Raw genomic sequence first — 14,913 nt, 5'->3', positions numbered from 1 at the left:
CATAATGAAACAATCAATCTTATTAGAAGGAGCCAAGTTTCAAATAACAATTAGACGACTATGTCAGCAATTGATTGAGAATCATGGCGATTTTTCAAAAGCTGTGTTAATCGGTATTCAACCGAGAGGAACCTATTTAGCAAAACGCATACAGAAAGAAATTAAAGCAATGACTGGGTATGATGTCCAGTTAGGAGTTTTAGATATTACTTTCTATCGGGATGATTTCCGTATGAAAGGTGCAGCACCAATACTAGCTAATAGTACGCAGATTGATTTCATCGTCGATGAGAAAAACGTTATTCTTATAGATGATGTGCTTTGGACCGGTCGTACGATTCGTTCAGCGATGGACGCTATGCAAGCATTTGGCCGCCCCGGGCAAATGGAACTATTGGTTTTGGTGGATCGTCGTTTTTCGAGGCAGATTCCTATTCAACCGGATTATATAGGCATACAGGTGGATTCTATCGATTCGCAGCGGGTAATCGTTAGCTGGGAAGAAGTAGATGATGAAGATAGTATCGTGCTGGTAACAGAAAAAGAATAATAGCGAAAAATAAAATACCATGTCAATAACAACGGAGCAGCTAAGTACTAGGCATCTTCTGGGTATAAAAGATTTAAACGAAAATGATATTCGTTTGATATTGGATACTGCGGCAAATTTTAAAGAAGTGCTGAATCGCCCTATTAAAAAAGTTCCTTCACTGCGAGATATTACTATTGCGAATGTGTTTTTTGAAAACTCAACAAGAACACGTTTGTCTTTTGAGCTGGCGGAGAAGAGGCTTTCAGCAGACACAATTAATTTTGCAGCGTCATCTTCGTCAGTAAGTAAAGGCGAGACATTGATTGATACTGTAAATAATATTCTAGCAATGAAAGTGGATATGGTGGTTATGCGCCATCCATATGCAGGGGCAGGTGTTTTCTTAAGTAAGCATGTTGATGCGCAGATTCTTAACGCCGGTGACGGTGCGCATGAACATCCAACACAAGCACTGCTCGATTCGTTCTCGATCCGTGAGCGTTTTGGCGACGTAGCGGGACGTAAAGTAGCTATAATAGGGGATATCTTACATTCGAGGGTTGCTTTATCTAATATTTTATGCCTGCAGAAACAAGGAGCTGAGGTTATGGTGTGCGGCCCCACTACTTTAATACCTAAATATATCAAGAGTTTGGGGGTAAAAGTGGAGCATGATTTATTAAAAGCGCTAAACTGGTGCGATGTGGCTAATATGTTGCGAATACAGTTGGAGCGTCAAGATATTTCTTATTTCCCCTCTTTAAGAGAGTATAGTATGATGTACGGGCTTAATAAGCAAATTTTAGATTCATTGGATAAAGAGATTGTTGTTATGCACCCCGGACCTATAAATAGAGGTGTGGAAATAACATCTGATGTGGCTGATAGTCATCATTCTATTATTCTAGATCAGGTCGAAAATGGTGTAGCTGTTCGAATGGCAGTATTATACCTTTTGGCTGGACAGCGCGGATAAGATTTGTTTTCTAAAAAATAGTAGAGCACTGTGGTGTGAGAAGTTAAATTAACGTTAAAATTTATTAAATATGATGAATATCTTATTCAGGCATATTTATTGGTGTTACGCTGATGTTCGATCACTTACTAACAGATGTTAACAACTTTTGGGGAAAAAGTTGTCGCTTTAGTCTTATTTTAGTACGTTGAATATAAACTGCCAAGTCGGTTTTATTGCTATTTGAAGTGATATGCGGTTTGGTCTTTTTAAATTTATTTTTTTGACTTAACATTTAGTATGTATAAGAAGATTTATGGTGTAGGCGTTGCGTTAACTTTAGTGAGTTCTGTTGCGGTAGCTCAACAAACAGCTTGGCAAGAGATTAATAATGCTTATAAAACTGGAATGGAGCTTTTCGAACGAGGAAAATATAGTTCGGCAGCAAAACAGTTTGATAGGGTAGAGGATCTTCGTACGAAATCTACTTTGCAATTGGACGAGACAGAAGAGTTAAGTCTGATTAAAGAGAACGTACGCTTCTATCAGGCGATCTGTGCTTTGGAGTTAGAAGACTCTGACGCTGAATTGCGTTTTTTGAAGTATATTAATGACTATCCGGCGAGTGCTAACTCGAAAGCAGCTTACTTTCAGATAGGAAAATCATATTATGCTAAAAAGGATTATGCTAAAGCAATAGAGTGGTTTCAAAAGATAGATAGTAAAAACCTAGCCGGAGCAGAGAATGTGGAATATCGTTTTAAATTGGGGTATTCTCAGTTTATGCAAAATGACTATAAATCTGCCAAACCGCTTTTTGAAAGATTAAAAGATGAAAGCGGACAATATCAAGAAGCTTCTATTTATTATTATGCTTATTTAAGTTATTTAGACGCAGAGTATAAAACCGCACTTAATGAGTTTGAAAGACTAAATGGTTCTAAAACTTATGAAAATAGTTATCCCTACTATATAACAGCTCTTTATTTCTTAGACAAACGCTATGATGATGTGTTAAGTTATGCGTTGCCAATTTTAGAAAGAACAAAGCAAGAGAGTGAAACAGAAATGTTCAGGATCGTTGCTGCGACCTATTTTATTAAAGGAGATTTAGCAAAGTCCAAGAGTTTTTATGATAAGTTTCAAGCACAAGATAAAGGTGCCACACAGAATAACCAGGATAGCTATCAGATTGGATATATCGCTTACAAATTAGAGGATTATAATAAAGCTATACTTGAGTTAGAAAAGTTGAGTGAGCCTGATGCTTATTATCAAAGCGCCATGATTACTTTAGGAGATGCTTTTTTAAAGACAGATAATAAGCAAAGTGCTAGGAATGCCTTTTTTAGAGCTTCTAAATTAGATTTTGATCCGCAGCTTCAAGAAGAAGGGCTTTTCAATTATGCTAAGTTGTCTTATGAGTTAGAATTTCATCAAGTAGCACTTGATGCTACGCAAGAATATTTGGCAACCTACCCAAGGTCGGAGCGCTTAGAAGAAGCTAAAACACTTCTTGCAGAAGTGCTCCTCAGTACAAAAAGTTACCGTGCAGCTGTAGATATTCTAGAAAGTATAAGCAACAGAGGTAAGGAAGCAAATACGGCTTATCAAAAAGTTACATACTATAGAGGGTTGGAGTTTTATAATGAACGGGCCTTTGAGAATGCTATCTCTATGTTTATGCGTTCCGAAGCTAATCGTCATGATGAAGAAATATATGCCTTGTCACACTATTGGAAAGCAGAGGCTATGTACGAAGTGCGTAAGTACGGTGAGGCTGTGACTAATTTTAATAAGTTTTTACAATTGCCTGCTGCCCGGCAGACAGATGTTTACAGCTATGCAAATTATGCATTAGCTTATGCTGCCTTCCGGAATGATAAGTACAATACAGCAGCTAATTATTTTGAACGCTTCTTAGCAACCGGTGGCCGTGAGGGCATTGAAATTAATACAAGAAATGATGCGATCGCCCGTTTAGCAGATTCATACTTCGGTATGAAAAATTATGGACGTGCGATGGAGTATTACAACCGTTTAATTAGTTCTAAAGCCCCAAGTCAGGATTATGCGCTATTTCAACGCGGTATTATACAAGGGTTACAGGGAGATAATACAAGCAAGCTTGCAACTCTGAATGGGGTTATTAAGCAATTCCCGAAATCAAATTATGCAGATGATGTAGCTTTTGAAATTCCGTACACATATTTTATGATGGGGGATCATGAGGTTGCTATTAAAGGTCTGCAGAAGATGGTTGAAGATTATCCCAGAAGCAGCTATGTGCCTCGTGCATTGATTACGATCGGTCTGGTGCAGTACAATCAGGATAATAATGATGCCGCATTAAGTACTTTTCAGCGTGTTGTTGATCAGTATGCAACGACCGATGAAGCGAAGCAGGCGATGCGTTCGATAGAAAATATATATTTAGATCGCGGGGATGCAACAGGGTATATACGCTATGCTACTAGTACGAATATCGGAGATCTTAGTACAGCAGAGCAAGATTCGCACATGTTCAGTGTAGCAAAAACACTGTTTGATAGAGGAAACTGGCAAGGAGCGGTAGAAGCAATACATGCTTATTTTGATAAATTCCCTAAACCTATACATGAGAAACACGCTCGTTTTGTGCGTGGTGAAAGTTATGCTAGATTAGGTCAAGATGAAGAAGCTCTGCACGACTTTAATATCATTATGAACGATTGGACGAGTGCTTATACAGAACAAACACTTGTCAGCGTCTCTAAGATGCATTTGAAGAAAAAAGCATATAACGAGGCAGTTCAGGTGCTGAAAAAGCTGGAATTAACCTCAGAGTATAAGTCAAATTATGGTTTTGCGATTAACAATTTACTGATCAGTTATTTCAATATAGGTGATTATATTGAAACGCAGAACTATGCTAAACTGGTGAAGGAATACGAGAAGTCTTCGGAAGAAGATATCGGTATGGCTCACCTGTATTCAGGTAAAGCTTTTGTCGCTGAAAACAAGAACGCTGATGCATTGAAAGAGTTTAATTTAGCAGCGTTGAAAAGTAAAACGGTCTATGGAGCAGAAGCGAGATACCGTGTTGCTGAACAGCAATTAAAAGCAAAACAGTATGATAAAGTTATTGAATCTGCATTTGATATATCGGATACTTTCTCCTCTTACGATTATTGGGTAGCTAAAGGCTTTATTATTATGGCTGATGCGTATAAAGGAAAAGGAGATAAATTTCAAGCTAAGTCGACTTTGGAAAGTGTAATTGATAATTACGACAATGACAAAGATGATGTTCTTAAGGAAGCTAAATCTCGTTTAGAAAAATTGAAATAACAAGAATAGGTAGAATGATGAAATTGCATAAAACAGTTTTTAAGAATTACGCTTTGGTGGCTCTGTTGGTGGCTTTGGGTATTCAAGGACAAGCACAGACAGAACCTACAAGACCGGTTACGATAGATTCTTTTGATGTTGTACGTGACTATAAACCTCTTCTTGCGGATGCGGTGAAGATCAGACGTAGCCCGGATATGACGAATAAGCGGAGTTATATGCCGAAGTTGTCTTATAATAATATTGCTGATAAAAAACTAGATATAAATACAGGTCTTAAAGAACTGAAAATAGAAGAAACTCCTTTTGCAGCAGTACGCGAACAGCATAGCAATTATGTGAGAGCAGGGGTCGGAAATCTAGGTACTTTTTTAGGTGAAGCTTATTTTTCGTATGATGAGTATGAAGATATGCGTGTAGGTGGTTTTGTAAAGCACCTTAATCAGAAAGGTAGCTTGGAAGGACAGCGTTTTTCTAAACAGGAGGTCGGTATTTTTGGTAGACGTATATTTCCGCAATTTACAATTGATGGATTGATCGGATACAATAGAAATGGGACGAATTTCTACGGAGTTCCATTTGCAAGTGATAATAATACGCCACTCAACACAAATATTGCGAAACAGTCATTTAATGACATCTATTTCTCAGGCGAGTTAACGAGTAATAACAGTGCTGATAACGAAGATGCATTGAGTTATTCGGCAAAAATAGATGCCTATTCTTTCGGTGATGACTACGATGCGAAGGAAACCTCTTTTGGTCTTTCAGCTTATTTAAATAAACGGGTTAGAACATTTAATATAGGAGCTAATCTTAGTTTAGATTTAAATAAAGTAGATGGAACAAATAGGGTAGCGAGTGACGGCGTGACAAAAAACTCATTAGCAATTTTAAATCCTTATATAAGTTTTAAAGGCGAGAATTATGCTATTACATTGGGGGCTAATATGGTTCCTGAATTTGGTGACAGTACAAGCTTTAATATTTTCCCGTCTGCTGAAATTGATTTTGGACTTGCTCCGGGTTACCTTCATATTTTCGGAGGTATTGATGGTGGAGTCAAAAAAGCATCCTATCGCGATTTTGCACGGGCAAATCCATATTTAGGTCCAGGTATGCATATCCAAAATATGGTTGAGCGTCTTCATGTGTATGGGGGTATTAAAGGAAATGCAGGTGCTACATTTGGTTATAAAGCAAAGGCTATCTATAGAAAAATAGAAGGACTACCTTTATTTGTCAATAATTTTGACAAGCCTTATTTATTTGATATTGTTTACGATGGTAATGGTGATAAAGCCGTTAAACATATTGGTGTTGAGGGAGAGATTAATATCCGACTTTCTGAATTAGTGAATTTAGGCGGGCGCTTAAATGTTGATCAATATACTGCAGCCCAAGAAACGGAAGTTTGGCATACGCCTGAAATACGTTTAGCTGCTAACGCTCGATTCAATATTTCTGAAAAACTATATATAGATGCAGAAGCTTTGTTCCATGGTAGCTCTAAAGCTAAAGTATATGATTATAACCCAATAACATTAAAGCCTGAAGGTGCTTTTATGTCTAAAGAAGTTCCTTCATTTTTTGATCTTAGTGCAGGAGCAGAATATAAGGCAACTAAACAGTTAGGTGTATTTGTGAGGGCAAATAATATTTTTAACAAAGAGTACCAGACATACATGTATTATCCAAAGCTAGGATTTAACTTGTTGGGTGGTTTAAACTTTTCTTTTTAAGCAGAGAAGATTATAACTTTGTAGCTAATTGAAGAAGAATGAATTTAGGTAAAAACGTTTTTAATTTATTAAAGCGACAGGAGCGGGTCGTAGTTGTTGGATTGGGAGTTTTTCAGAAGAACCATACCCCCGCAAGTTATGACGAGGATAAAAAAGTATATCTTCCTCCTATTACCTATATTGAATTTGATCCAAGTGGCGCGGAGGGTTATGATTTTGTTCAATACATACAACAGTTAGAGTCTTTAGATTATAGTGCAGCCTTGACATATGTTGAAGGGGCTGTAAAAGAAGTCATACAGCGTGTTACTGAAGACGGACAGGTGAAACTGGATGATCTGGGCTATCTTTTGAGTTTTGGTGGGGGATATGTATTTAAACCTCTCGATCTGTCGGGTTTCAATTTAGAACCGATACCAGGACCTGCACCAGTTACAGTTGAAGGTACTATAGAGGAAATCGAAAAGACAGAGCTTAAAGAAGAGCTAGTTGAAGAGGTTAAACCAACTATTGTAGAGGAAAATAAAGAAACTTTATCAACAGTTGATGTCGATCAAATTAAGGAAGATCAAGCTCTGGTAGTACCACAAACGCCGATATTTGCACCTGATAATATCGCTTTTGATGATTTTGAAGAAGAACCGAAGCGCAATAATAAAATATGGTACATTGTGCTTGCATTAGTTGCTGTGGGAATACTGGCGGCTCTTTATTTCATTAATGATGATAAAAATATTCTAGAACCACCCCCACTAGTGCCAGTAGTTATAGATACAACGGAGGAAACTGTGGATACAGCAGGCATTGTTGAGGCACAGCTTGATTCTTTACTTGCTGTAGATTCTTTGAATACAGTTGCAGTGGATCAAGATTCCGTCCAAGTTGAAGAAAAAGATGTTTTAGTACCAGCTGACCATCGTTGGCAGATTGTTATTGGTTCGCATAAAACTCTTGAACAAGCTTATGAACAAGCTAGTACTTATAATAAACAGGGCTATGATAAAGTACGGGTTATCCCAAGTAACATGGCTAAGAATAGAAAGAAAGTGATTTGGGATTCTTATAGGACAAAAGAAGAGGCGGACTCGGCTCTTATTTATGTACAGAAGAATATTATTAAGGACGCGTGGCCTGATAAAATTAAATAGTAAAACAACCTAATAAAAATATATAAAACGATTATGTCATTTATGCAAGACAATTTAACAATGGACTCTTTAAATACAGTTCAGCAACAAGCAGTACAGTTGGCAACAGCGGAAGAAAATTTAAACCTGCTTCAAATGCTAATGAGAGGTGGTTGGATTATGGTCCCTATTGTTTTTTTATTATTCCTAGCATTGGTAATATTTTTTGAACGTTATATAACAATTAGTAAAGCATCTAAAGCAGATGCTGGACTTATGTCGCAAATTAAAAGCAACGTAATGTCCGGACGTTTAGATGCAGCTATTGCAATTTGTCGTAACAGTAATACTGCTTTAGGTAGGATGTTACAGAAGGGCTTGGCACGTGTGGGACGTCCTATTAAAGATATTGAAGCAGCTATTGAAAATGCTGGTAAGTTGGAAGTTTCTAAATTGGAGAAGAATATTAATATTCTAGGTATCGTTGCGGGTATAGCACCTATGCTTGGTTTTGTGGGTACAATTTTTGGAGTTATTCTTATTTTTCGTGAAGTTGAAGTTGCGGGTGGAATTGATATCGGTTCTGTGTCCGGAGGGTTATATGTAAAGATGATTGCATCAGCGAGTGGTTTAACTGTTGGTATTTTGGCATATATAGGTTATCATGTTTTAAATATGATGGTTGACCGTCTTATTTTACGCATGGAAACAGAAGCAGTAGAGTTTATAGATTTATTGGATGAACCGGGCGTTTAAGCATTTTTTAATGGATTAAGATGAATTTAAGAAACAGAAGAAATAGACCCACAGCAGAGGTTCATACAGCAGCGTTAAATGATATCATGTTTTTCTTGATGTTGTTTTTCTTATTGGCTTCGGCTGTATCTAATCCGCAGGTGGTTAAACTTTTATTGCCAAAGTCTAGTGCAGGCGAACAATCGGTAGCGAAGAAGACAATGACTATTTCTATTACAGCCGATCTACAGTATCATGTAGATAAGCAAGTTATGAGTTTAGAGCAATTGGAACCGATGATTCAAGCGCAAATGGGCGGAGGAGAGGACTTGACTATTATGTTGTATGCAGATAGTTCAGTGCCGATTCAGAATGTAATTTCCGTTATGGATGTTGCTAATAGGAACCGGGTGAAATTAGTGTTAGCTACTGAACCTAAAAAGGATTAGTTTCAAATTTTCTAGTAAAAAATAGGAAAGCTTTAAACTAAGAAAAAGTATTTATATGTATTATCAAGGACAAGAGGAAAATAATTTACCGAAGGCACTGGGTTTATCAGCTGCAGTGATGGGCTTATTGGTGCTGATCGGGTTTTTTATTGTATTTGGTAGTGAAATGCCTCGATATGGGATGGGCGGAATCATCGTCAATTATGGAACTGCAGAAGAGGGAATGGGCGATGATTATATGAGTGTAGACGAGCCATCTATGGATGAAGAGGCCAATAATGTACGCCCAGATAAGATAGACCCTACTGAAACGCCGGTGCCTACACCTTCGCAGCAGATTGCCGATAAGTCTGTCGTTACGCAAGATGTAGAAGATGCACCTGCAATACCTAAAAAAGAAAAACCGGTTACTGCAAATGCAGATGTAGCTACCGTTGAGAAAAAAGAAGCAAAACCTGCCGTAAATCCCAACGCTTTATATAAGGGTAAGAAGAATAATTCAACGGGAACCGGTGATGGTACAGGCAATGTAGCCGGAAATCAAGGAAGTGCCCTTGGTGATCCTTTGGCAAGTAATTACGGTGAAGGTGGATCAGGTGATGGTGATATGATGTTAACCATCGCAAATCGTCGCTTTGAAGTACGCCCCAGTATTCAGGATGATGGACAGCAGGCGGGAAGAGTCGCTGTTGAATTTAAAGTGAATAAGAATGGAGTTATAACTTATGCAAGAGCGGGTGTACGGGGGACAACGATTTCCAGTAGAGCTTTATTGGAAAAGTGCGAGCGCGCAGTAATGGGATCTCGCCTAAATCAATTACCCAATGCCCCTGATTCGCAAAGTGGTGTGGTGGTGTTTAATTTTAAATTAAGGTAGCCGAATGCTAAACTTTTGCGAACTGAGGTCTTCATATTTTTATGTGGTAGGATTGTATTTACGCTGTGTCTAGCCTGTGTGTTTTTTAAATGTAAATATGACTAGAGTCAGTCGTAAATTAGGGTTCTATTGTGTGTAATTTCTTTTTTTCATGGAAACATATTCAGACGTAATTGAGTATCTTTTTGCAAGATTACCCATGTTTACGCGTGATGGCGCAACAGCCATTAAAAAGGACATAGGTAATACCTTACGCCTGTGTAATTTGTTAGACAATCCACAGAACAAGTTTAAGTCAATTCATATAGCTGGAACTAATGGTAAAGGTTCTAGTTCGCATATGCTAGCTTCCATATTAGCTAAAGCCGGTTATAAGACAGGCTTATATACTTCGCCTCATCTGCTGGATTTTAGAGAGCGTATCCGTGTAAATGGAGAGATGATTTCCGAAGGAGAAGTAATTGCATTCGTCAAACGTTATAAAAATGATATAGAAGAAATATGCCCTTCTTTTTTTGAGGTGACTGTTGCAATGGCATTTGATCATTTTGCTAAAGAACAGGTAGATATTGCTATAGTAGAAGTAGGCTTAGGAGGGCGGCTGGATAGCACCAATATTATAAATCCCGAACTATCTTTAATAACGAATATTGGACTAGATCATATTGATCTGCTTGGAAATACTTTGGAAGAGATTGCACGTGAAAAAGCAGGTATTATAAAAAAGGAAAAGCCAGTCGTTTTATCGGAAAGAGATAATCTTATTTTTCAAGTCTTTGAAGATAAGTCTAATGAAATGAAAAGCCCGTTGCGTGTAGCAGCAGATGAATTGGAAGTAGTAGCCTATAAACGAGTTTCTGAAGGTTTGACTTTAGATGTAAAGAAGAAGATAGATAATGCCATAAAAACTTACTACGTAGGGTTATCAGGTTTGTATCAAAGAAAAAATGTATTAGGTGTTTTAACGGCTATAGACGAATTACGAAACCAAGGTTGGAAAGTATATGATGAAGCTGTAAATCTAGGCTTAAGGGATGTCCGCCTTAACACAGGGTTGCAAGGACGTTGGCAGGTCTTATCTGAAAACCCTTATATCATTTGTGATACAGGACATAATGAAGATGGCATTCGAGAAGTGGTTGAAAACTTAGCAAGTATAAGCTATAAACAATTGCATATTGTTTTGGGAGCAATGCGGGATAAAGATCTTAGCCACATGCTACCATTGTTGCCTAGTTCTGGTATGTATTATTTTTGTAGCCCGTCTATGCCAAGGGCTATGCCTGCTAAAGAATTGAAGGCTGCCGCTGAAAGATACGGATTGAAAGGCGTTGATTATGGAGATGTAGGGGAAGCTATTAGCGCTGCGAAAGCAGCTTATAGCGAGCAGGATATGATTTTTATCGGTGGAAGCAACTTTGTTGTCGCAGAAGCATTGCATTTTTTTAAATAATTGGATACGCTTCCTAGCGTAAACCTTTCTTATAGAGGTATATCTTAACAAAATCGCACTTCTATAGAAGTGCGATTTTGTTAAGATATGTTATTACTTTGCTAAATAGCCCCCATCTACAGGGTAGTAGGAACCCGTAATAAAACTTGATTTATCAGAGGCAAGCCAAAGTACGAGCTCTGCAACTTCTTCAGCTTTACCAAGCCTTTGCATAGCATGTTGAGCTGCTAGATAATCTTGAGTTTGTTGATCCATGGCTTGATCTACTAAGGGCGTTGAAATAAAACCAGGCCCAACCGCATTGATTCTAACACCCTTTGTGCCATATTCCCATGCTGCAGATTTTGTGAGTCCCACCACACCGTGTTTGGCAGCTGAATAAGCCGCAGAATTTGCAAAACCTACAGCTCCAAGTATAGAAGCCATATTAATAATGGAACCTCCTACTTTTTCTATTTCGGGAAGCTGGGCATGCATTCCATAAAAAACACCGTTTAAGTTAATGTCAATTACTTGTTTCCAATTTGCGATATCATACTCGCCCACCGGAGCCGCAGCACCACCTATACCTGCGTTGTTGACCGCTATGTGCAGTGCTCCGAAGTTCTCAATAGCTGTTTCAACTATTTTTCGATTATCATCGACCGATGATGCGTCAGCTTTAATAAATACAACATTTCCTTCACCAATAGTATTTACAAGTTGTTGACCGAGTTTTTCATTAAGATCTGCAACAACTACATTTGCTCCTGCTTTGACAAATAGTTCAGTGATCGCTTTACCAATGCCGGATGCTCCTCCAGTAATAATGGCTACCTTATCTTCTAATTGTTTCATGTGCATAAATTTATTGTATGAGTTTGTGGAATAGCTTTTATTCTTTCTAAAGCCTTCTTTTTTCCCTGTAACAAAGTCGATCTACTTTGATAATGACTTCTGTTTTAAGCAAGTTAACTAAATAAATAGTAGGAAATCTGCTTGCAAGGGTTTTGGAGGGGGAAGATGATTTTAAACAAACAATTCATCAATATTTATGACAATTGTCTGATTATGAGCTTTTATCTATCTTTCTAAAAGTTAGGTTTATCCGCGGTAAACTTACTTTTAAAGTAGGAGGCAATCGATGTAGCCAATTGTCTTGTGTATCATCTTTCATGATGAGTAAACTGCCATGCTCTAAGTATAGATAAATAGTTTCTTTGGTTGTTTTGTGCTTAAATCCAAATTTACGTTGTGCTCCCAACGTTAACGATGCTATTGCCCCATGTTTTTTAAGGTCTTTTTCTGCGTCACTATGCCAAGCCATACCTTCCGTTCCATTGTGATATAAATTGCAGAGACAGGAGTTAAAGGTTTCTTTGGTTTCAGCTTCAACATAAGCTTTTATTTGCAGTAATTGTGGGTGCCACGGCATCGCTGTCTTTTCTATACCCGAATATGTGTAGGTAAATGGTTGGTCGGCATACCAGGCAACTTTTCGTTTGGTGTATATATGCTTGCCGAAAATAACAGCCTGATCTTGTTGCCAGAGTAGTTCATCCAAAAGTATTTGGAAGAAATTGTCAGCTTCTATTTTAGGAAATAGCTTGCCGTAATAGTAAACAGTTCCACCGTAAGGGAGTATATTATTATTTGGATTGCTATCTTGATCAAACAGTTCCATCATCTTTTCTACTGTGTTGTGCGGTTTCCCAAGCAATAAGTGCTTTCTTTCGGGTTAACCCCCACCTGTAACCACCTAATAAGCCTGAGGTTTGTATAACCCTATGGCAAGGGATAATAAATGCGATCGGGTTGGCACCTATAGCATTTCCTACTGGTCTTGAAGATTTTTCGCGACCTATAGAACAGGCAAGTTGTTGATAGGAGCTTAGTTTTTGAAATGGTATTTTTAATAAAGCTTCCCACACTTTAATCTGAAAATCTGTACCACGAAGATGTAATTTTACTTCTTGTATAGTGTTCCAATCTTTTTGAAAAAAAGAAAGTGCTTGCAAATGAAACGGACTAACTGCGTTTTTAAATTTGGCTTGAGGGTACAGTTTGTGTAGATACTCGATACTACCTTCTTCGGTATCTTCGAATGTGAGTGAACAGACGCCCTTTGTTGTTGATGCTATAAGTATGTTGCCGAAGAGGCTAGGATATATGCTATAATCTATTTGTAGATTTCGTCCCCCGTGTTGATATTCTGCTGGAGTCATAGCTTCTATTTTGACAAATAGATCGTGTAATCTGCTGCTGCTGGATAATCCTGTTAAGAAAGTAGCTTCGGATAAGTTAGCGTTTCGTTGGATAAGTACTTCTTTGGCATACTGTAGACTGGTGTATTGCAAGAATTTTTTAGGGCTTGTGCCGGCCCAGTCTTGAAACAAACGTTGAAAATGATCTGCACTAAGGTGTACATGCTCCGCAATCGCTGCCAATGGCGGTTGTTCTTTAAAATGTCCTTGAACGAATTCAATTGCTGCCGCCACGCGTTTATAATTAAGAAGGTCTTGTTCTGAATCCATAAACAAAGATGGTTTTCTTTTTTTATAATAAAAATCCAAATCTTGCTGACTTATTTTTTTTTTAACTGCGTGTTTTTATCAGGCTGTGACACACGTACACTTCGCCTGATGGATTGCATTTGTGTGAAACCTTTGCCATATTCTTGGCTATATACTTTAATAAGTAAACCTATAGAGGATAATATCAATGGACCAAATATTAAACCCAACATGCCAAAAAGTTTTAAGCCGAGTAGTACACCAAATACCGTAATCATAGGAGGAACGTCACCGATAGTTTTTAGGATCGTGAAACGCAAAACATTATCAATTCCACCGACAATAACAAAGCAGTAGGCGAAAAGAGCAAGAGCATTAGCCACTTCGCCTTGGGCTAAAGTAATAAGGCAGATGGGGATATAAATCGCCATCGTCCCGACAATCGGGATAATGGATGATATACCGGTTAGTAGACCTAGTAATATATAGTTGTCTACGCCAAAGATCCAATAGCCTAAAACGGCAACTAGCCCTTGAAAAAAACCTAAAATCGGAATTCCTATAGCATTGGACCTAACCATCATGTTGACCTCATCCCAAATTTCTTTTTTACTCGTTCTGGAAAACGGAATAGCTCTATATAGCGCTTTTTCCATCTTTTTTGAATGAACTTGCATAAAGAAAAGAACAAAGAAAGTAACTACAATATTAATGGCTACTTCTGCTACTGAATTTAGAATATTGGGAACATATCGTGTTAAATTTTGCACAAAAGTCAGTAAAGCAGCATCTGAAAGGTCTATATCCTGTAGAAAGGGCTTATCGCTCATAAAAGCCTTTAATGTATTGAACTTTTCGACGATTTCCTCTTTGTTGTCTAGAAAATCAGTGATCTGAGATACGATGTATTCTATTATTGCCCAAACGGGTAATACAATGAATACAACAGAAGAAACAATAAATAAAATACTAGTTAGTCCTTTGCGCCATTTTTTCTGTTCGGTGAGCTTGAAATACCAAGATCTAAATAATATGTATAGTGTAATTGCACCTAAAAAGCCGGGTAGGTAATAGGTCAAATTTTTAAATACTAATATACTGATCAGTATGATGATAATAATCAGCATAATCTGATTAATGGAGTTGTTATTGATCTGTCTTTCTTTCATGAGCTGCTCTTATGATGAACAAAATACGCAAAATGTAGTCCGAAAAAAAGGT

General features: G+C 37.8%; 13 protein-coding genes. 9 read left to right on the top strand and 4 right to left on the bottom strand.

What is annotated here, in order from left to right:
• Positions 1 to 4 precede the first annotated feature (4 nt).
• From pyrR to ORI89_RS09640, 9 genes are all read left to right on the top strand, one after another.
• Complete coding sequence (gene pyrR / locus ORI89_RS09680) at positions 5 to 550, top strand: bifunctional pyr operon transcriptional regulator/uracil phosphoribosyltransferase PyrR (protein ID WP_268230262.1); 546 nt, start codon at positions 5 to 7, stop codon at positions 548 to 550.
• A gap of 19 nt (positions 551 to 569) precedes the next feature.
• Complete coding sequence (locus ORI89_RS09675; protein ID WP_268230261.1) at positions 570 to 1,508, top strand: aspartate carbamoyltransferase catalytic subunit; 939 nt, start codon at positions 570 to 572, stop codon at positions 1,506 to 1,508.
• A gap of 279 nt (positions 1,509 to 1,787) precedes the next feature.
• Positions 1,788 to 4,817, top strand: coding sequence for a tetratricopeptide repeat protein (locus ORI89_RS09670; RefSeq protein WP_268230260.1), 3,030 nt, complete (start codon positions 1,788 to 1,790; stop codon positions 4,815 to 4,817).
• 14 nt (positions 4,818 to 4,831) lie between these two features.
• A complete protein-coding gene (locus ORI89_RS09665; protein ID WP_268230259.1) occupies positions 4,832 to 6,559 on the top strand; it encodes a TonB-dependent receptor in 1,728 nt (575 codons plus the stop codon).
• Between the two features lie 38 nt (positions 6,560 to 6,597).
• Positions 6,598 to 7,707 (top strand): hypothetical protein, encoded by a 1,110-nt coding sequence (locus ORI89_RS09660; protein WP_268230258.1) that lies wholly within the window; start codon positions 6,598 to 6,600, stop codon positions 7,705 to 7,707.
• Positions 7,708 to 7,740: 33 nt separating this feature from the next.
• Positions 7,741 to 8,442, top strand: a complete 702-nt coding sequence (locus ORI89_RS09655) for a MotA/TolQ/ExbB proton channel family protein (RefSeq protein ID WP_268230257.1) — start codon at positions 7,741 to 7,743, stop codon at positions 8,440 to 8,442.
• Positions 8,443 to 8,462: 20 nt separating this feature from the next.
• Complete coding sequence (locus tag ORI89_RS09650; protein WP_268230256.1) at positions 8,463 to 8,870, top strand: ExbD/TolR family protein; 408 nt, start codon at positions 8,463 to 8,465, stop codon at positions 8,868 to 8,870.
• 55 nt (positions 8,871 to 8,925) lie between these two features.
• Positions 8,926 to 9,747, top strand: coding sequence for an energy transducer TonB (locus tag ORI89_RS09645; protein WP_268230255.1), 822 nt, complete (start codon positions 8,926 to 8,928; stop codon positions 9,745 to 9,747).
• A 151-nt stretch (positions 9,748 to 9,898) separates the two neighbouring features.
• Positions 9,899 to 11,200 carry a bifunctional folylpolyglutamate synthase/dihydrofolate synthase gene (locus ORI89_RS09640; RefSeq protein ID WP_268230254.1) on the top strand — a complete coding sequence of 434 codons (1,302 nt, stop codon included), beginning with the start codon at positions 9,899 to 9,901 and terminating at the stop codon, positions 11,198 to 11,200.
• 93 nt (positions 11,201 to 11,293) lie between these two features.
• Here the strand turns inward: ORI89_RS09640 and ORI89_RS09635 are convergent, their stop codons facing one another.
• From ORI89_RS09635 to ORI89_RS09620, 4 genes are all read right to left on the bottom strand, one after another.
• Positions 11,294 to 12,037: an SDR family NAD(P)-dependent oxidoreductase gene (locus tag ORI89_RS09635; protein WP_268230253.1), complete on the bottom strand. Its 744-nt coding sequence runs from the start codon at positions 12,035 to 12,037 to the stop codon at positions 11,294 to 11,296.
• Between the two features lie 211 nt (positions 12,038 to 12,248).
• Positions 12,249 to 12,866 carry an alpha-ketoglutarate-dependent dioxygenase AlkB family protein gene (locus ORI89_RS09630; protein WP_326494309.1) on the bottom strand — a complete coding sequence of 206 codons (618 nt, stop codon included), beginning with the start codon at positions 12,864 to 12,866 and terminating at the stop codon, positions 12,249 to 12,251.
• The gene (locus ORI89_RS09625; protein ID WP_268230252.1) at positions 12,850 to 13,713 is read right to left on the bottom strand and encodes a bifunctional transcriptional activator/DNA repair enzyme AdaA; all 864 of its coding nucleotides are present in this window, start codon (positions 13,711 to 13,713) and stop codon (positions 12,850 to 12,852) included. The genes ORI89_RS09630 and ORI89_RS09625 overlap by 17 nt, the downstream gene beginning before the upstream one ends.
• Positions 13,714 to 13,763: 50 nt before the next feature.
• The gene (locus ORI89_RS09620; RefSeq protein WP_268230251.1) at positions 13,764 to 14,861 is read right to left on the bottom strand and encodes an AI-2E family transporter; all 1,098 of its coding nucleotides are present in this window, start codon (positions 14,859 to 14,861) and stop codon (positions 13,764 to 13,766) included.
• Between the last annotated feature and the right edge of the window lie 52 nt (positions 14,862 to 14,913).

This window comes from Sphingobacterium sp. UT-1RO-CII-1 (assembly GCF_026711005.1).
GTDB lineage: Bacteria > Bacteroidota > Bacteroidia > Sphingobacteriales > Sphingobacteriaceae > Sphingobacterium.
This window is presented reverse-complemented; position numbering and strand designations above follow the sequence as displayed.